The following is an 18,266-nucleotide window of genomic DNA, read 5'->3' as shown; positions in this document are numbered from 1 at the left end:
GTGGATGGCGCTTTTTTCATCCACCAGGGGTGCCTGGCATGGCACCGATTGGTGGACCGATGGAGCGTGGTCCACCCTACGGCGGTGCTGCGCRCCGCTGGGCGACTGAAGTCGCCCCTACAACCTTCCCTGTCTCGGASCTTGCGGRTGCACGCCTGTAGGGTGGATGACGCTTTTTTCATCCACCAGGGGTACCCGGCATGGCACCGAATGGTGGACCGATGGAGCGTGGTCCACGGCGGTGCTGTGCACCGCTTGGCGACTGAAGTCGCCCCTACGCCTCCTGCGGGTTTTGGGCCGGGGGCGTGTCGTCGTCCGGTTCGTGGATGCGGTACCAGGCGACGTAGAGGGCGGGGAGGAAGAACAGGGTGAGCAGGGTGGCGATGATGATGCCGCCGATCATGGCGAAGGCCATGGGGCCCCAGAACACTTCGCGGGCGATGGGCAGCATGCCCAGGCTGGCGGCAGCGGCGGTGAGGAGGATGGGCCGGGTGCGGTGATGGGTGGCTTCGATCACCGCGTCCCAGGGGTTGGCGCCCTCGCGCTCGAACTCGTCGATCTGGGTCACCAGGATCACCGAGTTGCGGATGATGATGCCGATCAGCGCCAGTACCCCGAGGATGGCCACGAAGCCCAGCGGCGTGCCGGTGGGCAGCAGCGCGAGCACCACGCCGATCAGCCCCAGGGGTGCCACGCTGGCCACCAGGAACATCTTCTGCACGCTCTGCAGCTGGATCATCAGGAAGGTGGCCATGAGGAACAGCATCAGCGGCACCACCTGGCCGATGGGGCCCTGGGCCTTGCCGCTTTCCTCCACCGTGCCGCCGGGGGTGATGCGATAGGAGGCGGGCAGCTTGGCGGCGAAGTCGTCCACCTCGGGCTTGAGCCTGGCCATCAGGTCGGTGGGCTGGATCTCGCCGTGGACGCTGGCCTTGAGGGTGATGGTGGGCTTGCGGTCGCGGCGCCACACCAGCGGCTGCTCCAGTTCGTAGCCCACGGTGGCGAAGGCCTTGAGCGGGATGGAGGTGCCGTTGGGGGTGACGATCTGCAGGTTTTCCAGGGTCTCCGGCGAGTTGCGTTCACCCTCGGCGGAGCGGCCCACCAGGTTGACCAGGTAGATGCTGTCGCGCACCTGGGTGATGGTGGCGCCGGTAACCACGCCGTTCATCATCTGCGCCACATCCTCGGAGGAGAGGCCCAGCTGGCGCGCCTTGTCCTGGGCGATGTCGATCTTCAGCACGCGCCCGGGCTCGTTCCAGTCGTAGATCATCTCGCCGACGTTGGGGTTGGCATCCAGCCGCGCGGCCAGCGCCATGGCGTAGTCGCGCACCTTGTCGATGTCCGGGCCGCTGACCCGGTACTGGATCGGCCGGCCCACCGGCGGGCCCATCTCCAGGGGCTGCACGTAGCCGCTGATGCCGACGAACTCGTCGCGCAGGCGCTGCTTGAGGCGGGCGGAGAGGCGCTGCCGGGCGTCCATGTCCTTGGCGACTATCACCAGCTGGCCGTAGTAGGGGTTCTGCAGTTGCTGGTCGAGGGGCAGGTAGAAACGCACCGCGCCTTCGCCGATGTAGGAGCTCCAGCGCTGGATGTCGTCATCGCCCTTGAGCTTGGCCTCGAAGCGGTCCATCACCGCGCGGGTCTCGGCGATGCTGCTGTTCTGCGGCAGGTTCAGGTCCACCAGCAGCTCGGGGCGGTCGGAGGAGGGGAAGAACTGCTGCTGGACGAACTGCATGAGGAACAGCGAGCCGCCGAACAGCGCCACGGTGAGCAGGATGGTCGCCCAGCGGTGCCCCATGGCCAGGCGCAGGCCGCGGTCCATGAAACGGGTCATACGGCCCTTCTTCTCTTCCTTGTGCTTGAGCGTGGCGGGCAGTACGTGCACGGCGATCACCGGGGCGAAGAGCACTGCGACCACCCACGACAGCAGCAGGGCGACGGCGATCACCGCGAACAGGGTGAAGGTGTATTCCCCCGCCGAGCTGGCGTTGAGGCCGATGGGCACGAAGCCGGCCACCGTCACCAGGGTGCCGGTGAGCATCGGGAAGGCGGTGGAGGTGTAGGCGTAGGTGGCGGCGTCGTGCCGCGAGTCGCCCAGTTCCAGGCGGGTGACCATCATCTCGACTGTGATCATGGCGTCGTCCACCAGCAGGCCGAGGGCGATGATCAGTGCGCCGAGGGAGATGCGCTGCATGGTGATACCGCTGTACTCCATGAACACGAAGACCAGGGCCAGCACCAGGGGAATCGAGCAGGCTACTACCAGGCCGGCGCGCACGCCGAGGCTGATGAAGCTCACCACCAGGACGATGATCACCGCCTCGAACAGCGCGCTGGTGAAGCCGCCGATGGCTTTCTCCACCACCTCGGCCTGGTTCGACACCTGGTGCACGCCAACGCCGATGGGCAGCTCGTTGGTCACTTCCTGCATGCGCGCATGCAGCGCCGCGCCGAAGGTCTGGATATTGCCGCCGTCGCGCATGGCCACGGCCAGGCCGATGGCCGGCTCGCCGTTGAAGCGGAACAGCGAGGTGGGCGGGTCCTGGTAGCTGCGCTGGATGCTGGCCAGGTCGGCGAGGCGGTAGAAGCGGTCGTTGATGCGCAGGTTCACCGCCTCCAGGTCCGCCTGGGAGCGGAATTCGCCGGAGGTGCGCACCGAGATGCGCTCGGCGCCGGCCTCGATCACCCCCGAGGGCGTGACGCTGTTCTGTGCCTGCAGGCTCTGCATCACCTGGCGCTGGTCGAGGCCCAGGGCGGCCAGCTTGCGGGTGGAGAAGTTGAGGTAGAACACCTCGTCCTGCTCGCCGATCAGCTGCACCTTGCCCAGGTCCTTGACGCTGCGGATGTCCAGGCGCACGCGCTCGACGTAGTCGCGCAGCTGGCGGTAGCTGAGGCCGTCGCCGGTGAAGGCGTAGAGGCTGCCATAGACGTCGCCGAACTCGTCGTTGAACGCCGGGCCTTGCAGGCCCTGGGGGAATTCGCCACGGATGTCGTCGATCTTCTTGCGCACCTGGTACCAGATGCCGGGGATCTCGGTGCCGTCGGTGGTGTCCTTGAGGTAGACGAAGACGGTGGATTCACCCGGGCGTGTGTAGCTCTTCACGTAGTCGAGGCTGTCCAGCTCTTCCAGCTTCTTCTCGATGCGGTCGGTGACCTGTTCCAGGGTGTCGTTGACCGTGGCGCCGGGCCAGCGGGTCTGGATGACCATGGTCTTGATGGTGAAGGCCGGGTCTTCCTCGCGGCCCAGCTCGAAGTAGGAAAACACCCCCATCACCAGCGCCACGGCCATCAGGTACCAGGCGAAGGACTGGTGCCGCAGCGCCCATTCCGAGAGGTTGAAGCCGCCCTTGGCATCACTCATGGCCGATCCCCTTCATCCAGTTTCACCGCTTGGCCTTCCTTGAGGCTGTTGACCCCGGCGCTGACCACCCGCTCGCCGTCGGCGAGGCCCTTGCCTATCAGCACGCGATCGCCTTCGCGGCGCAGCACTTGCACCTCGCGGCGGCGCACCACGGCGGCTTTCTTGTCCACCACCCAGACCTGCCCGCGATCCTCCGGGGCGCCGGGCTCGGCGCGCACCAGCACGCTGGCGGGCAAGCTGACGCGGGGTGCCACGGGGCTGCTCAGCTCCACCCGCACCGTGGTGCCGAGGCGGAAGCTTTCCGGGGTCTGCTCCAGGCTCAGGCGCACCCGGCGGGTCCGGGTGGCGGCGTCGGCCTGGGGCGCCATTTCGCGGATGTGGCCGGTGGTGCTGGCCTCACCCTGTAACTGGGCGACCACGGTGAAGCGGGCGTCTTCGGGGATGGCCCCGGCGAGGTCGTCCGGCAGGTCGAACACCGCTTCGCGCACTTCCGGGCGAGCCAGGGTCACCACCTCCTGGCCGGCGGCGACCACCTGGCCGGCCTCGGCGCGCCAGGCGGTGACCACGCCGTCGAAGTCGGTGGTCAGGCGGGTGTAGGCGAGCTGGTCGCTGGCCTGTTGCTCTGCGGCGCGGGCCTGGTCGAGGCTGGCGCGGGTGGTCTTCAGGCGGGTGCGGGCCGCGTCGAGGTTGGCCTTGGCGCCAACGCCCCGGGCGAACAGCTCTTCCTGGCGGCGGGCGTCGGCCTGGGCGTCTATCCACTGCGCTTCGGCGCTGGCGCGATCGCCCTCGCTGGCACGCAGGCGGTTCTGCTGGTCGGTGGGGTCGAGGGTGGCGAGCAGGGCGCCCTCGGCCACCTTGTCGCCGACATCCACCGCGCGGGAGGCGATACGCCCGTTGGTGCGGAAGCCCAGGGTGGTTTCGTAGCGTGCCTGGATGGTGCCGGCGAAGTGGCCGACGCTCTGCTGGTGCTGGCTCTGCACCACCAGGCTGAGCACCGGGCGGGGCGGGGGTGGTGGCTGTTCCTTCTCGCCACAGCCGGCGAGGAGCAGGGCGGCCAGGGGCAGCAGGCAGGCGCGGCGGGTAGCGTCATTCATGGGGCACGCTCCCTTCGACCTGGGGCTGCGGCGCGGCCTGGTCCTCACGCACGGCGGCGGCCTTGTCGGGCTCTGCCGCCTGTTCGGCCCGGGCGATTTCCACGCGCTGGCCGGGGTGCAGCAGCTGGCCACCGGCGATCACCACCTTCTGGCCCGCCTCCAGGCCCTTGCCCACCAGCACCTTGCCGCTGGCGTAGCGCACCGCGCCGACCTTGTGCAGCGATACCCGCTGCTGCGCATCCACCAGCCATACCGCCGGCTGGCGCCCGGACTTGGACAGCGCCGACCAGGGCAGCACCACACCGTCGCCGCTGCGGGGCCTGAGCAGCGTGGTAACCACGGCGCCGAGGTTCATCTGCGGCGGCACCTGCTCCAGCGCCACCTTGACCTTGAGGGTGCCGCTCTGCGGGTCGATGGTGGGGGTGATTTCGCGCACCTGGCCCTTGGCGCTGATGTCCGGCTGGCCGAGGAGGGCGACGACCACGTCCTGGCTTTCCAACTGCTGGTCGAACAGTGATTCGTAGACGTTGAACACCGCATCGCGCTCGCCTTCACGGGCCAGGGTGAAGATCGGCACCGTGGCCTGCACCACCTGGCCGACTTCCGCGTGGCGGGTGGTGATCACCCCATCGGCGGACGCCTTGAGCTCGGTGTAGGCCAGCATGTCGCGGGCGTTGGCGGCCTGGGCTTCGGCCGCTTCCAGGGCGCTGCGGGTGGCGCGTAGTTGCGCCTGGGCCTGGTCGAATTCGCTTTGGCTGGTGTAGCCCTTGGGCAGCAGCTTGCGTTGCCGCTCGAAGTTCAGTTCGGCCTCCTTGAGCTGGGCGCGCTGGGCTTCCACGGCGGCATTGGCGGTGTCGAGGTTGCTGCGCTGCTCCTGCGGGTCGAGGCGCGCCAGCACTTGCTGGGCCTTGACCTGATCGCCCACGTCCGCCAGGCGCTCGATGATCTTGCCGCCGACACGGAAGGCCTGTTGCGCTTCGACGCGGGCCTGGATGTCGCCGGTGAGGCGAACCTCGGCGCTGAAGTCGGCGGCTTCGATGCTCTGCACCAGCACGCGCTGCACCGGCTTGGGTGCCTCGTGTTCCTGGCAGCCGGCAAGCAGCACGGCGGCCAGCAGAAGGCCGGGGGCCATGCGGGTATTCATCGGTGACGGGGTATGCGGCGGGATCATCCCTGGACCAAGCCTCCTGTTGCGAAAGCGACGTGAATGGCGCCGAGCGTGCAGCGAAGCGGCGGCGTCGATGGCATTTCGAGGGAAGCGGCAGGAGGAAAGTTCAAGTCGGGAGCGGGGGATTGCAATGAACTCGCGGGCGCTTGCGCCAGTCAGCTCAGGTATACCCGCCAACGGAGGTCATCGTCATGGCGCACTGGACCATCACCTACAGCAAGGACAACAACACCGCGACGCTGGACAGCAAGGCGACGAGCAAGCCCGACATGGAAGATGCCAACCGCGAGCTGCTGGAGTGGGCCCGCGCGAATCTGCAGGCCGGTGAGTTCGCGGAGAGCGAGGACCCCAGCAGCGAGCCGGCGATGCAGTTGCTCAAGCGCTACGGCATCACCCTGACCGGTATCTCGCGGTCCTGACCGAGGCGCTAGCCGCTCGCCTGGTCGTGAAAGCGGCGGGCGGGCGGGTAGCGCAGTTCCTGTTCGACGCTGCCGTCTTCGCTGTGCACCTTTACCGTCCCCGCACGGTTCTGCATGAAGTTGCCGATGCAATCGAGCAGCTCGGATCGTTCGCTGGCGGTCTTCGACGGGCGCGTTGCACCTTCCTTGCGCAATTCCCACCCCTTGTCCGTCGGGGAAATGTGATAACAGCCCATGTAGATCTCCAGTTCATTCCAAATCGACGGTCTTATCGCCGTTCGCGCACGCAGGCGCCTCCCAAGCACCTATAGAGCAGGGCTACGCCGCACAGGTTCCGATCTTTGTGCATGGCGATGCCGGGCTGGCTCAGAAGCCTTCGAGCCGCTCTTCGTCATTGGCGTCCGTGGCGTTTTCCAGCATCCGCTCCAGTTCATCGATCAGCGGCCCGCAGAGCGTGTCGAACTGCTCGCGGCTCGCCCAGTGCCGGGGGAACAGGCCGGAGATGACGGTCAGTTGCCCGCTGCGCAGGTCACGGAGGGAGAGCACCACCTCATCGTCGCGAAACTTCACCACGCACATATGGCTGTCCAGCCGTGCATCCAGCCTCTTCTGCAACTCTTCGCCGGAAGGTTGAAACGCCATGGCTACATCCAAGTACAAGTTGATCCATCCAAAAAATAAGCCCGACGCATGCCGCAGCGACCGGGCCTCAAGTTGGTATACACGTGAGTAGTAATTGAGAAGGCCGGGAGGCCGTGTGAGTTCAGCTTGAATAGGGGGGCGGACGGGCCCGTTCGTCTGTTGGAATGTTTTTAATATCATCGAGATGCCGCGTTGATATCAGGTTGTTTCTGCTGGTGAGCAACAGTTGCCGATATGTCTTTGGAGTTGTTAGGGGTGGCTCTTCCAAGTGCTGTATGAACCTGGCGTACATCCCCGCAGGCGCCGTATTGGGTCGAAAGGGCGGTGATCGGCCGATATTGCAGGATCGCGCCCTGCACCCCTGTCGTGCACGACGCACCACATTGAATCCCTCGCACTCGAGACGCATTGCAAGTTGCCCGAATCGTGCATTTTGCTCGTGCAAGTTGCACAGGTAATACCTGCTTGAAGTGCACCGGTTCACCGGTCTTTTGGGTTGTTTGCCATCAACACGATATCGAGACGTACAACTTTTATCGCGAAAAAGGCCGCTGATCTGCAAGAGCGGCGGAATAACTTCTACTGGCATGTTTATCGCTAGCCGCTAGTGCTCCCCTGGGGTGTTTCGGACCTTTTCCAGGCCTGTTTTCAAGGCTTCTGGAGGTAACAGGATGATCACTTCGCTTGCACATCTGACCCTGTATTCCCCCGCGCTCGCCGAGGGTGCCGTGCGGCTCGACCACCGCTCCGTGACCCTGGACTTCGGCGTGCCGCAGTTCGATGGCTGGGCTGCGCTGGATGGGCTTTGCGGCCATATCAGCATCGAGGGTGCGACACCGGAGAATTGGAACCGCACGCGATTGATCGAACTGGAACCCCTGGACCCCAGCCTGGACAAGGCGATTTTCGAGGTGATGGTCGAACGGCCATCGCCAAAGGGGGCGGACGGCACATCGGTATTCCCGGTGCGCATGCTCTGACCCACGGCATAGGGCACGGCCCGAATTCACGAGGCCGGCATAAGGCGTAACAAGGAGTGAATCGATGAAGGCTGCATTGTCTGGCAAGGAACTGGATCTGTTGCTCGCACGTGCCATCCCCAGCTGCAAAGTGGAGAGCAGGACGCTCACCGATGGCACCTTCAACCTGATGGTGCACAACCCCGCGACCCACGAGCACTTCACCGTGGCCGGCCTCAATCATGGGGACTACCAGGACCTCGGCTCCGTGCTGCGCCTCGGCAAGCAGGTGTTCGAAGACATGGTGCTGCTCCAGGCCGGCAGCAGCAGCCGGCGCATCATCAAGCTCGCCAGTGCCCAGCAGGCTGAGGCCCGCCAGGCGCTCTGACGCGTGCCGCCGGGGCCGTTCGCGCCCCGGCTTCCCTCAGGTTCCCCTAGCGGATCAACTCCCTTCCAGCACGAATATCCCCACCTGCGGCTCCGGGCTCAGCCAGTGGCGGGCCAGGTGCCAGCCGGATTCGGCTGCCATCTCGGCGATGCCTTCCAGGCTGTACTTGTGGGAGCACTCGGTGTGCAGGCGTTCCCCGGCGGAGAAGTGGAAGCGCCGGCCGGCCGCACGCACCTCCTGGTCCTGATGGCTGACCAGGAACATCTCCATGCAGCTGTCCTGCGGGTTCCAACGGGCCAGGTGGGTGAAGGCGTCGACGTCGAAGTCGCCGCCCAGCTCGCGGTTGATGCGGGTGAGCAGGTTTTTGTTGAACTGCGCGGTGATGCCATCGGCATCGTCGTAGGCGGCCTCCAGGGTGGCGACGTCCTTCTGCATGTCCAGGCCGAGAATCAACCGCGCCTCGCGCCCGAGGAAGCGCCGCACCGAACGCAGGAAGCGCAGCGCCTCCGCCGGTGTGAAGTTGCCCAGGGTGGAGCCGGGGAAGAATGCCACCCGCGCCCGTGAGGCCACCGCGGGCGGCAGGTGCGGCAGGTGGGTGAAGTCGCCGACCTGGGGCAGCACCCGCAGCTCGGGGTAGGCGCCTTCGAGCATGGTCGTGGCCTTGCGTAGAGCGGATTCGCTGATGTCGATGGGCAGGTAGAGGCCGATCTGCGGCGCCGCGTCCAGCAGCAGGCGGGTCTTCAGGCTGGCGCCGCTGCCGAACTCCACCAGCGCCGCGCCACGGGGGATGACCGTCGACAGCTCTTCGGCGATCTCGCGCAGCAGCGCCGTCTCCATTCGCGTGGGGTAGTACTCGCGGGTGCGGCAGATGGCTTCGAACAGCTCGGAGCCCGTGGCGTCGTAGAAGTATTTCGGCGGCAGGCTCTTGGTCGGTGCACCCAGCCCGCTGCGCACGTCTTCGGCAAAGCCTTCGTGTTCGCTGGCGTCTTCACCGGTGCGTGCGTCGCGGGCCAGGCGCAGCCCGGAGAACATCCAGCGTTGCGCCGGGTAGAAGAAATTGCGGTAGCTGGGCCGCGCATGCCCGGCCGGGGTGATGCTGGCGCCGCCCCGCAGGACCATCTGGCTGACCATGAACTTGCCGTTGTACTCGCCCACGGCCCCGGTGGAGGGGTGGAAGCCGGGGTAGGGCGTATAGGCGCTGGCGGTCCATTGCCAGGCGCAGTCTTCCACCTGGCCGAGCAGGCCGGCGCGGGCGGCGACTTCCCATTCCGCCTCGCTGGGCAGGCGCGCATCGGCCCAGGCCGCGTAGGCGCAGGCTTCGTAGTAGCTGATATGGGTGACGGGGGAGGCGTCTTGCAGCGGATGCAGGCCGCCGAGGCCCATCTCCATCCAGCCCTCATCGCCGCGTCGCCAGTACATCGGGGCTTCCCAGCCTTCTTCCTGCACCCGCGCCCAGCCTTCCGAAAGCCAGAGGTCGGCGCGGGAATAGCCGCCCGCCTCGATGAAGGCCAGCCACTGGGCGTTGCTCACCAGTCGGTCGGCGATCTGGAAGGGTTGCAGGAACACCTTGTGACGCGGCCCTTCGTTGTCGAAGGCGAAACCCTGGCCGTCGTGGCCGATCTCCACCAGCCCACCAGCCAGGGCCACGAAACGCGCGGGCCGATCACTGCCCGGCTCGCGCCAGCGGGGGCTGTAGGCGGGCTGCAGGGGCGAGAGGCTGAACAGGTGCAGCACATCCATGAGCAACAGTTCCTGGTGCTGCTGCTCATGGGCCAGGCCCAGTTCCACCAGCGCGATGATCTCGTCCGTTACGCCGCCCTGCAGCAACACATGCATGTTCTCGTCGATGTAGCGCCGGTAGGCCATCAGCCGGGCCACCGGTGGGCGGGTCAGCAAGCCCCGTTGCGGGCGTGGCTGGCGCGGGCCCAGGGCTTCGTAATAGGAGTTGAAGAGGTAGGCGAAGGTGGGGTCGAAGACCGTGTAGTCGGGCAGGCGCGGGGCCAGCAGGAAGGTTTCGAAGAACCAGGTGGTGTGGGCCAGGTGCCATTTGGCCGGGCTGGCGTCGGGCATGGACTGCACGACCATGTCTTCGTCGCTAAGGGGTGCTACCAGGGATTCGCTGTGCTGACGGACTTGCAGGTAGCGATCGAGCAATGCGGTGCTGTTCATCGGCCTCTCTCTTCAGTGCTGTTGGCAGGACTGTTGGATGCGCGTGATGGCGATGCCCAGGCGACGGGCAGGGCGGCGGGCCCCGAACGGGGTTATAGGGTCTGATGCTTTGGGTTCTAAGAAAGTTCGTGTGGTTTTCGTCGGCCCCACTCAGGGGGAATGTGGGCGTCGACCTGATCTTGATTTCATGTCGAGAAAAATAATTTAACTGATTGATAAATAGGTAATTTATTTTTTTTGTCGGTGTGCGGGGCGCGCTTGTCGCCAGAATTCCACTGCCGCGAGCGGCACCTGCACGAAATGGGACCTGGAATAGCCGAAACGCGGGTGGAAAAGACCGAATTTCCTCTCTAGTGACTTTAGATATGAGTCGTAACTCTATGAAAAATATGACTATAAAAATCTTAATGTGAATTCTAGGTTTATCTGGAGCTGGGCCTTGCGCCTGGAGCACAGGCCGTCGATCAGCCTGAATCTTTGCGGCCATGGGTCGGTCCACCCTGAACACGCTAAAGCAGGAGAGACGCCATGAGCAGCAGCCAGCGCAAGCCCTATACGCCCCGCGAGATCGATGACATCGAGGACCGCATGGGCTCGATGGAACAACTGGATTTCAGTGACCGCAAGGACGAGCGCCAGGGCAGGGTGGGTGACCTGCGTCCCGAGGAAGAGGTGGAGCGCGAGTTCCCCGACCGTCGCGTGCGTGAAGCCGGCATGAGCGGTGGCGAAACCCTGGGGCGCAGCCTGCACGAGGACGGTGTTTCAGCCGACGACCTCAGCCCCGAGACGCTGATCGATGAGAACGAGACCCGCACCGGTCGTGGCCAAGGCGGTGTGCTGCCGGCGGACAAGGACCTGTCGGTGGTGGGTGGTGCCGACATCGGCGCCGGTGATGGCCTGGACGAGGCCGAGGAAGCCCGTGCGCGGCCACTGGACGACAAGCCCTGGGATGGCGAGGCGGAGTAGCCCGCAGACTCCGGGGAAGCCTTGCGTAGGATGGGTCGGGCGGCGTTCCGCGAGCAACGCGAAACCCATGCGGTGTCGACAACAGGACGTAGCCTGGGCTTCAGCCCGGGAACGCTCCTAGCCAAGCCCCCGGGCTAAAGCTCGGGCTACGGGGTTGCAGCCTTGCGGTGGTGCTCGCCGATCGCCGCGAGCCCGCCCAGGGCGTACACCAGCATGTGCTCCAGCAGCGGCTGCGGCTCCGTGTCGAGGCCGGGGAGCACGGTGGTGCTGAGGCTGTCGTGGGCGATCAGCAGGAACAGGCACGGCGAGAAGATATTCAACGCGCTGCGCAGTACGGCCGGGTCGTCCTCGGGAAGGCTCAGCAGCTCGCCGATGATGCGGCGGGTGGCGCGGGCCTTGGGGAACGACTCTTTCTTCAGGACGGCCGGCAGCAGCGGGGAGGGCGAGAGCAACTCCCGCGCCAGCACCTTGGCCGGCCAGGCCAGGCGTGGGCTGCCGAGGCTGGCCAGCAGCTCGGTGATCAGCCGGCGCAGCTTGTCCTCGCCGGAGAGTTCGCTGGCGGTCAGTGCTTCCAGGGTCTCCAGGGTCATGATGCGCTGGTGGGCTTCCAGCAGCACGGCGGTGTAAAGGCCGTCCTTGCCCTCGAAGTGATAGTTCACCGCCGCCACGTTGGCCTGCGAACGGGCGCAGATCTCCTTGCTGGTGGCATTGGCGAAGCCGCGCTCAGCGAAAACCTGGCCGGCGATCTCGAGAATCTGCTGGCGCGTGGCCTGGCCATCCTGGCGAGGCGCGCGGCTTGGGGCCTGCTGCTCGGTAGTTGTCATGGAGCCGACTCTTCTTGTCTTAGTTTAAATTCAAATTTGACTTTGCTTTTGGCCTGTCCTAGCGTCTCTGGGGCCGACATCGCCTTGCCTGGGCGGTGAGATATGTGATCCACCCGCACCTGGTCCTCATCGAACCCAACGATGCAGGTTAACTTCAATGCAAACACGTGTGATGGTGCCATTCAGTTATTTTTCCTTGCCCATGCAGAAGCAGTTCCTGCGCAATCGCGAGGCGATCCGCGGCAAGCCCTATGCGCGCTTCTTCAGTGGCGATATGCGCGTCCCGCTGTCCGCCACGCGCCTGCTGCAGCAGGGGCCGTTGCCCCTGGAGCAGACGCTGACCCCCTCGGTGGACGACATCAACCGGCTGCTCGACCCGGACTATGCCAGCGCAGAGGCCGGGTACGCCCTGCTGGACGGGCCGATGGCCTATGTCCAGAGCCGCAAGTTCTTTCCGGGCTGCACGGCGCAGATGTTCGAGTGGTGGTTCCTCTGGCATCCGCTGGAAGCCGAGCGCTACATGCTCTGGTTCCCTTATGCCCATGTGAAGAACCCCTGCCTGAACGCCCATAAGCTCTGTGACACCGACCGCTGCTTCAAGCACCGGCTGTATGGCAACAGCTTCTGCGCCACGGAATACGTCGGCTCGCGGCTGATGGACCTGAAGATCGACTTCCACGACCCGGCGGAGCTGGGCCTGGACCCGGCGTTGTACCGCGAGGCGAAGATCGATGGCAGCGTCAGCGCATTGATGAGCCTGGCCCAGGAGCCGGATGTGCCGGTGTCGCTGATGGTCCATCTGTTCAAGGAGACGGAGGAGGGGATGTGGCTGACCAGCCGTTACTGGGTCGGTGCGCATCCGTCGATGGCGCGGTTCCCCGGGGCCGAACGCGCGGAACAGCTGCTGGCGGGGCTGGGACTGGATGCCGCCGGGCTGGAGGAGCTGGCGTTCGAGTTCGCGGTGCATGACCTGTGCGAGTTCAACCATCTGGCGAGCTTCCTGCCGGAACTCTACCGCGAGTTTTCAGGCCACCCGGCCTGACGTTTGAGCGACCCGCGATCCCTGCGGGTCTCGTTCTGGCCTCAAGCGGTGGGGGAGGCGCAGACGCCGTTGATCAGCAAGTTGATGAAATCGTCGATGTCCTGTTCGGCGCGTAACTGATCGGTGAGCAACCGGTACCAGCAGAAGCCGAAGATCATATCGAGCAGCAGGTCCTGGTTGATGTCCTTCGGCAGCTCGCCGCGATTCACCGCATTTTCCACCAGGCGCTTGGGCACTTCCCGGCGCCGCTCCATGAACTGGTCCTTGAGCTCTTCGAGTGTCTCCGGGTCCAGCTGGGCTTCGGCGATGACGCTGCGGAAGGCCAGGCCGCAAATGGTTTCCCGCCAGATATTCCAGAGATTGTGCAGCAGAAAGGAGAGATCTTCGCGGAATGAGCCCAATTCCGGAAAGACCCTGACCTGCTCGCTTTCCTTCTCGTAGACCTCCGCAATCAGCGCGGCCTTGTTCCGCCACCAGCGATAGATCGTCGGCTTACTGGCGCTGGCGCGTCGAGCAACGGACTCGATGCTCAGTCCGGCATAGCCGCTTTCCATCAGTATTTCCGTCGTCGATTTGAGGATGGCTTTGTGCGCATGCGGGCTGCGCAGCGAGCCGATGGAGCTCCTGGAGCGGGTTCGAGTCAAGGCAAAGTCCCCATAGAAAATGTGTTGACAAACGGATTCTAAGGTATAGGCTCGTTTTTACGAAACGATACGGACCGTTTCGAGTAGTTATTCTGTAACAGAATCCCTCTTGAGATGAGGGGACCAGGTCGGCGGTCACATATCACAGGCAGATAGACCCTAGGCTACCGGTTTCCCAATCTCATAGGTAACTGAAGCAAAATTGTTTCCTAAAATAGATACGGTACGTTTCGTATCTTGTTGAGAGGGTAAGAAAGACCAGTAGATACCCGCGCAGTGCCTTCAAAGCCTCAGCCGCGCTGAAAACAGCGCGCGCAAGCGCGAGACTTCGCGTGATGTACATCGGTGCCCGGGTGAAAGCGGACGCCGTGGACGCGTGCGGCGAGCGAATGGAGTTCTCGCTCCCGACTATCAGAACAACAACAAGCAAGACTTTCTTTTCGAGGTGATTTGCGTGCTGCCTATCCCGGACGGCAAGGGATGGCTCGTCTCAATGAAAATGTGCTCAAGAGGATATAGACCGTGCAAAAGACAGGAATAGTCAGCTACGGCTACGGGTTGCCAGTGTGCCGCCTGAAAGTCGAGGACGTGCTTAGTGTGTGGCGCAATGCCGACCTGAGATTGGTCAAGGAGCAGTTAGGAATAACCGAGCGTGCGGTGCTGCAGCCGGACGAGGATGTCATCACCCTGGGCGCCCAGGCGGCACAGCAGGCGCTGGAGCGGGGCGGCATCGCCGAACTCGAAGCCCTTTACCTGGGCACCTGCACCAACCCCTATGAATCCCGCGCCTCGGCGGCGGTGATTCTGGAAATGCTCGGCAGTGGCTACGACGCGTTCTGCGCCGACGTCCAGTTCGCCGGCAAGTCCGGCACCTCGGCGCTGCAGATCGGCCACGCGCTGGTCGCCTCGGGCATGGCCCGCAACGCCCTGGCCGTCGGCGCCGACACCATCAACCGCAACACCGCCCCGGGCGACCTCACCGAAGCCTATGCCGGCGCCGGTGCCGCCGCGCTGCTGCTGGGCCGCGACAACCTGATCGCCGAGTTCGACGGCATCGTCTCCTGCGCCGCCGACGTCGCCGACAACATCCGCCCCCAGGGCGAACGCTACATCCGCTCCGGCATGGGGCTGGGCTCCGACAAGAACAGCATCGGCCTGGAAGAGCAGACCGCCCGCGCCGTGCACGGCCTGCTCAGGAAGCTCGGCACCTCCAGCCATGACTACGACTACGCGGTGTTCCAGCAGAACCTCGTCTCCACCCCCCGCTCGCTGGGCCGCCACCTCGGCTTCGAGCCGCGCCAGATCGAGCCCGGCATCTACGCCGGCAGCGTCGGCGACACCGGTTCGGCCAGCCCGCTGCTGGGGCTGATCAACGTGCTCGACCAGGCACGGCCGGGGCAGAAGATCCTCCTCTCGTCGTACGGGTTCGGCGCCGGCAGCGATGCCATCGCGCTGACGGTCACCGACGCGATCCTCGCCTACCAGCAGCGTGCCAAGCCGCTGCGCAAGGTGCTGGAGAACAAGGTGTACGTGGATTACGGCACGTCGATCAAATACGAATTCAAGTATTTGCGCGCCGACTACGCCCTGACCGCCTACCTCTAGAACAGCCCGTACCTGCAAGGAGCACAACCATGACTGCACGTCGCGTTGCAATCGTGTCGGCCGCCCATACGCCGAAACCCGGCAACTCCCGCGTCCGGCAGACCTTCAAGGAAATGATCGTCGAGTCCGCCTACCAGGCCATCCACGCCGCGAAGATGCACCCGCGGGAGATCCAGGGTGTCGCCTACGGCTACCACGGCGAAGGCATTTCCGAATACGGCGGCCTCGGCCCGACCCTGTCCGACGCCCTGGGCATCAGCCCGGCGCCCACCTTCATGAGCACCGCCAACTGCACCAGCAGCTCGGTGTCGTTCCAGATGGGCCATCAGATGGTCGCCTCCGGGGAGTACGACATCGTCCTCTGCGGCGGCTTCGAGAAGATGACCGACCACTTCAACTACGCCGAGTACATCGGTTCGAGCACCGAGTGCGAGTACGACTACTTCCTCGGCATCTCCCACACCGATGCCTTCGCCCTGGCCACGGCCGAGTACTTCCACAAGTACGGTTATGCCGGCCGTGAGGCGGACGTGCTCGCCAGCTTCGGCCGGCAGATGCGCATCTACGCCCACAACACCCCGGGCGCCACCCGCTTCGGCCAGCCGATCCCCAGCCTCGAGGAGCTCAAGCGCACCGAGGCCTGCGGCTCCATGCTGGCCTGGGGCGAGGCGAGCGGTTGCGCGATCCTGGTGGCCGAGCACCTGGCGCACAAGTACACCGACAAACCGGTGTTCATCCGCGGCTGCGCCTACACCGGCGTGTCGCACTACTACGGCACCCGCTACCACAACCCGACGCTGAAGTACCCGGGCCTGCCCCAGGACGTGGGCATGGCGGTATCGGCCAACTCCATAGCCTGCGCCGAGCTCGCCTACAAGAAGGCCGGCATCACCGCCAAAGATATCGATGTCGCCCAGGTCTACGACCTGCTCGGCGCCGGGCTGATCCAGATGGAATCCATGGGCGCCTGCAAGCCCGGCCAGGCCGGTGATTTCGTGCGCGAGGGCGGCATCGCCCTGGACGGGGAACTGCCGCTCAACACGGATGGCGGCAATATCGGTCGCGGTCACGCCTCGGGCGCCGACGGCATCCTCCACATCACCGAACTGTTCCGCCAGTTGCGCGGCGAGTCCCAGAACCAGGTCCCCGGGGCGCGCATCGCCGTCTCGCAGAACCTGGGGGGCTATGCCGCCCACAACTCGGTGATCGTCCTGTCCAACGACTAAGGAGTGTCGACCATGTCTCTCTACCCCGAACAGATCCACCGGATGACCACCGCCAGCATGCTCCGCGAATGGCGCGAGCATGGCGGCAAGTACCGGCTCGAAGGCACCCGTTGCGACGAGTGCCACGAGATCTTCTTCCCCCGGCGCACTGTCTGCGGCGCCTGCAACTCGCTCAAGGTCAGCGCCTATCGCTGCCAGCGCACCGGCCATATCGAAGTCATGGCCAATGCCGAGAACCCGATTCTCGCGGCCATGGGTTATGGCGAAGTGGTGCCGCGGCATATCGCCATGGTGCGTCTCGACGACGGCCTGGTGATCGCCTCGGAGATCGTCGACGTCGTCGACCAGGCCCAGCTCAAGGTGGGGGCGCGGGTGAGGATGGTGGTGCGCAAGCAGGTGCGTGAAAGCAACCTGGCCTGGCAGTACGCCTACAAGTTCGTGCTCGACCACTGAGTGTTCCGCTCGCGGAGCCTGCATGGCTCCGCGGCAGCCATAACAAGAACCTTTTTCCGGCGTGCGGTTTTTCGCCCTTTTCTCCTGCTGACGCCTCCCGAGAAGTGCTGGCCCCCGCCAGCGCCGACGGGCTTGGCTGTGCCTGAAGAACGGGTTTGTACCCACCGAATGAACAAATTTTGAACGATTAACGAGGATTCATCATGTCGACTCTTTGCCAGCCCCACGTACTGTTCCCGCAACACAAGATCACCCAGCAGCAGATGATCGAGCATCTGGAAAGCCTGCACAGCGACCACCCGCGCATGGCCCTGGCCAAGCGCATGATCCTCAACACCGAGGTCAACGAGCGCCACCTGGTGCTGCCCATCGACGAGCTGGCCATCCACACCGGCTTCACCCACCGCAGCATCGTCTACGAGCGCGCCGCCCGCGAAATGTCCTCGGCCGCCGCGCGCCAGGCGCTGGAAAATGCCGGGCTGACGACGCAGGACGTGCGCATGGTGATCGTCACTTCCTGCACCGGTTTCATGATGCCGTCGCTCACCGCGCACCTGATCAACGACCTCGGCCTGCCCAACTCCACCGTCCAGCTGCCCATCGCCCAGCTCGGCTGCGTGGCCGGTGCCGCCGCCATCAACCGCGCCCACGACTTCGCCACCCTGAAGGACGACAACCACGTGCTCATCGTGTCGCTGGAGTTCTCCTCGCTGTGCTACCAGCCGGACGACACCAAGCTGCACTCGTTCATCTCGGCGGCCCTGTTCGGTGACGCGGTCTCCGCCTGCGTGCTGCGCGCGGACGACGAGGCCAAGGGCTTCCGCATCAAGGCCACCGACTCGTTCTTCCTGCCCAACAGCGAGCACTTCATCAAGTACGACGTGAAGGACACCGGCTTCCACTTCACCCTGGACAAGGCCGTGATGAACTCCATCAAGGACGTCGCCCCGGTGATCGAGCGCCTCAACCAGGCCGGCTACCAGCAGAACTGCGCGGAGAACGACTTCTTCATCTTCCACACCGGCGGCCGCAAGATCCTCGACGAACTGGTCCGCCACCTGGACCTGCCGTCCGAGCGCGTCTCGCTGTCGCGCACCAGCCTGTCGGAGGCCGGCAACATCGCCAGCGTCGTGGTCTTCGATGTGCTCCGCCGCCAGTTCGACAGCTCGCCGAAACCCGGGAGCAAAGGGCTGCTCGCCGCCTTCGGGCCGGGCTTCACCGCCGAAATGGCACTCGGTGAATGGGCGGCCTGAGTACGCTCGGGCACGGTGGCGCGGGGTAACCCGCGCCACCCTCTTTCTCCTTA

The 18,266-nt window shown here is 65.0% G+C and carries 17 protein-coding genes; 9 read left to right on the top strand and 8 right to left on the bottom strand.

Annotation, left to right across the window (positions count from 1 at the left end; genetic code table 11):
• Positions 1-274 precede the first annotated feature (274 nt).
• Genes RTW82_RS10725 through RTW82_RS10715 form a run of 3 tightly spaced genes read right to left on the bottom strand, consistent with a single transcriptional unit; the run spans position 275 to position 5,599 of the window.
• Complete coding sequence (locus RTW82_RS10725; protein WP_316925070.1) at positions 275-3,361, bottom strand: efflux RND transporter permease subunit; 3,087 nt, start codon at positions 3,359-3,361, stop codon at positions 275-277.
• A complete protein-coding gene (locus tag RTW82_RS10720) occupies positions 3,358-4,455 on the bottom strand; it encodes an efflux RND transporter periplasmic adaptor subunit (RefSeq protein WP_316925069.1) in 1,098 nt (365 codons plus the stop codon). The genes RTW82_RS10725 and RTW82_RS10720 overlap by 4 nt, the downstream gene beginning before the upstream one ends.
• On the bottom strand, positions 4,448-5,599 hold the full coding sequence (locus RTW82_RS10715; protein ID WP_316925240.1) for an efflux RND transporter periplasmic adaptor subunit: 1,152 nt from the start codon (positions 5,597-5,599) through the stop codon (positions 4,448-4,450). The genes RTW82_RS10720 and RTW82_RS10715 overlap by 8 nt, the downstream gene beginning before the upstream one ends.
• Positions 5,600-5,814: 215 nt before the next feature.
• Between RTW82_RS10715 and RTW82_RS10710 the strand changes: the two genes are divergently transcribed.
• Positions 5,815-6,042 carry a hypothetical protein gene (locus tag RTW82_RS10710; protein ID WP_263402597.1) on the top strand — a complete coding sequence of 76 codons (228 nt, stop codon included), beginning with the start codon at positions 5,815-5,817 and terminating at the stop codon, positions 6,040-6,042.
• Positions 6,043-6,050: 8 nt separating this feature from the next.
• Here the strand turns inward: RTW82_RS10710 and RTW82_RS10705 are convergent, their stop codons facing one another.
• The gene (locus RTW82_RS10705; protein ID WP_021221853.1) at positions 6,051-6,278 is read right to left on the bottom strand and encodes a DUF2188 domain-containing protein; all 228 of its coding nucleotides are present in this window, start codon (positions 6,276-6,278) and stop codon (positions 6,051-6,053) included.
• Between the two features lie 130 nt (positions 6,279-6,408).
• Complete coding sequence (locus tag RTW82_RS10700) at positions 6,409-6,684, bottom strand: hypothetical protein (protein ID WP_316925068.1); 276 nt, start codon at positions 6,682-6,684, stop codon at positions 6,409-6,411.
• Positions 6,685-7,355: 671 nt separating this feature from the next.
• On the opposite strand from RTW82_RS10700, the gene RTW82_RS10695 reads away from it, so the two are divergent.
• Entirely contained in the window at positions 7,356-7,664 is a 309-nt protein-coding gene (locus RTW82_RS10695) for a hypothetical protein (protein WP_184490469.1), read from the top strand.
• Positions 7,665-7,728: 64 nt separating this feature from the next.
• Positions 7,729-8,031: a hypothetical protein gene (locus tag RTW82_RS10690; RefSeq protein WP_316925067.1), complete on the top strand. Its 303-nt coding sequence runs from the start codon at positions 7,729-7,731 to the stop codon at positions 8,029-8,031.
• Positions 8,032-8,085: 54 nt separating this feature from the next.
• Here the strand turns inward: RTW82_RS10690 and egtB are convergent, their stop codons facing one another.
• Entirely contained in the window at positions 8,086-10,200 is a 2,115-nt protein-coding gene (gene egtB, locus RTW82_RS10685; RefSeq protein ID WP_316925066.1) for an ergothioneine biosynthesis protein EgtB, read from the bottom strand.
• Positions 10,201-10,728: 528 nt separating this feature from the next.
• Between egtB and RTW82_RS10680 the strand changes: the two genes are divergently transcribed.
• Positions 10,729-11,166: a phosphotransferase system, HPr-related protein gene (locus RTW82_RS10680; protein ID WP_316925065.1), complete on the top strand. Its 438-nt coding sequence runs from the start codon at positions 10,729-10,731 to the stop codon at positions 11,164-11,166.
• A 146-nt stretch (positions 11,167-11,312) separates the two neighbouring features.
• Here the strand turns inward: RTW82_RS10680 and RTW82_RS10675 are convergent, their stop codons facing one another.
• On the bottom strand, positions 11,313-11,990 hold the full coding sequence (locus RTW82_RS10675) for a TetR/AcrR family transcriptional regulator (protein ID WP_316925064.1): 678 nt from the start codon (positions 11,988-11,990) through the stop codon (positions 11,313-11,315).
• A gap of 157 nt (positions 11,991-12,147) precedes the next feature.
• Here RTW82_RS10675 and phlG point away from each other — a divergent pair, with 157 nt between their 5' ends.
• The gene (gene phlG, locus RTW82_RS10670) at positions 12,148-13,032 is read left to right on the top strand and encodes a 2,4-diacetylphloroglucinol hydrolase (protein ID WP_316925063.1); all 885 of its coding nucleotides are present in this window, start codon (positions 12,148-12,150) and stop codon (positions 13,030-13,032) included.
• Between the two features lie 41 nt (positions 13,033-13,073).
• On the opposite strand, the gene RTW82_RS10665 is transcribed toward phlG, so the two are convergent.
• Positions 13,074-13,676 carry a TetR/AcrR family transcriptional regulator gene (locus RTW82_RS10665; RefSeq protein WP_031288662.1) on the bottom strand — a complete coding sequence of 201 codons (603 nt, stop codon included), beginning with the start codon at positions 13,674-13,676 and terminating at the stop codon, positions 13,074-13,076.
• 522 nt (positions 13,677-14,198) lie between these two features.
• Here RTW82_RS10665 and RTW82_RS10660 point away from each other — a divergent pair.
• The 4 genes from RTW82_RS10660 (at position 14,199) to RTW82_RS10645 (ending at position 18,213) form a co-directional block, all read left to right on the top strand.
• Positions 14,199-15,281, top strand: a complete 1,083-nt coding sequence (locus tag RTW82_RS10660) for a hydroxymethylglutaryl-CoA synthase (protein ID WP_316925062.1) — start codon at positions 14,199-14,201, stop codon at positions 15,279-15,281.
• A gap of 29 nt (positions 15,282-15,310) precedes the next feature.
• A complete protein-coding gene (locus RTW82_RS10655; RefSeq protein ID WP_184490463.1) occupies positions 15,311-16,507 on the top strand; it encodes a thiolase family protein in 1,197 nt (398 codons plus the stop codon).
• 12 nt (positions 16,508-16,519) lie between these two features.
• A complete protein-coding gene (locus tag RTW82_RS10650; protein ID WP_263402605.1) occupies positions 16,520-16,960 on the top strand; it encodes a Zn-ribbon domain-containing OB-fold protein in 441 nt (146 codons plus the stop codon).
• 203 nt (positions 16,961-17,163) lie between these two features.
• On the top strand, positions 17,164-18,213 hold the full coding sequence (locus tag RTW82_RS10645; protein WP_263402606.1) for a type III polyketide synthase: 1,050 nt from the start codon (positions 17,164-17,166) through the stop codon (positions 18,211-18,213).
• The last annotated feature ends 53 nt before the right edge of the window (positions 18,214-18,266 follow it).

Origin of the sequence: Pseudomonas sp. zfem005 (assembly GCF_032621735.1) — a bacterium.
GTDB lineage: Bacteria > Pseudomonadota > Gammaproteobacteria > Pseudomonadales > Pseudomonadaceae > Metapseudomonas > Metapseudomonas solani.
The sequence above is the reverse complement of the archived record's forward strand: the minus strand, read 5'-3'. Positions and strand labels throughout refer to the sequence as shown.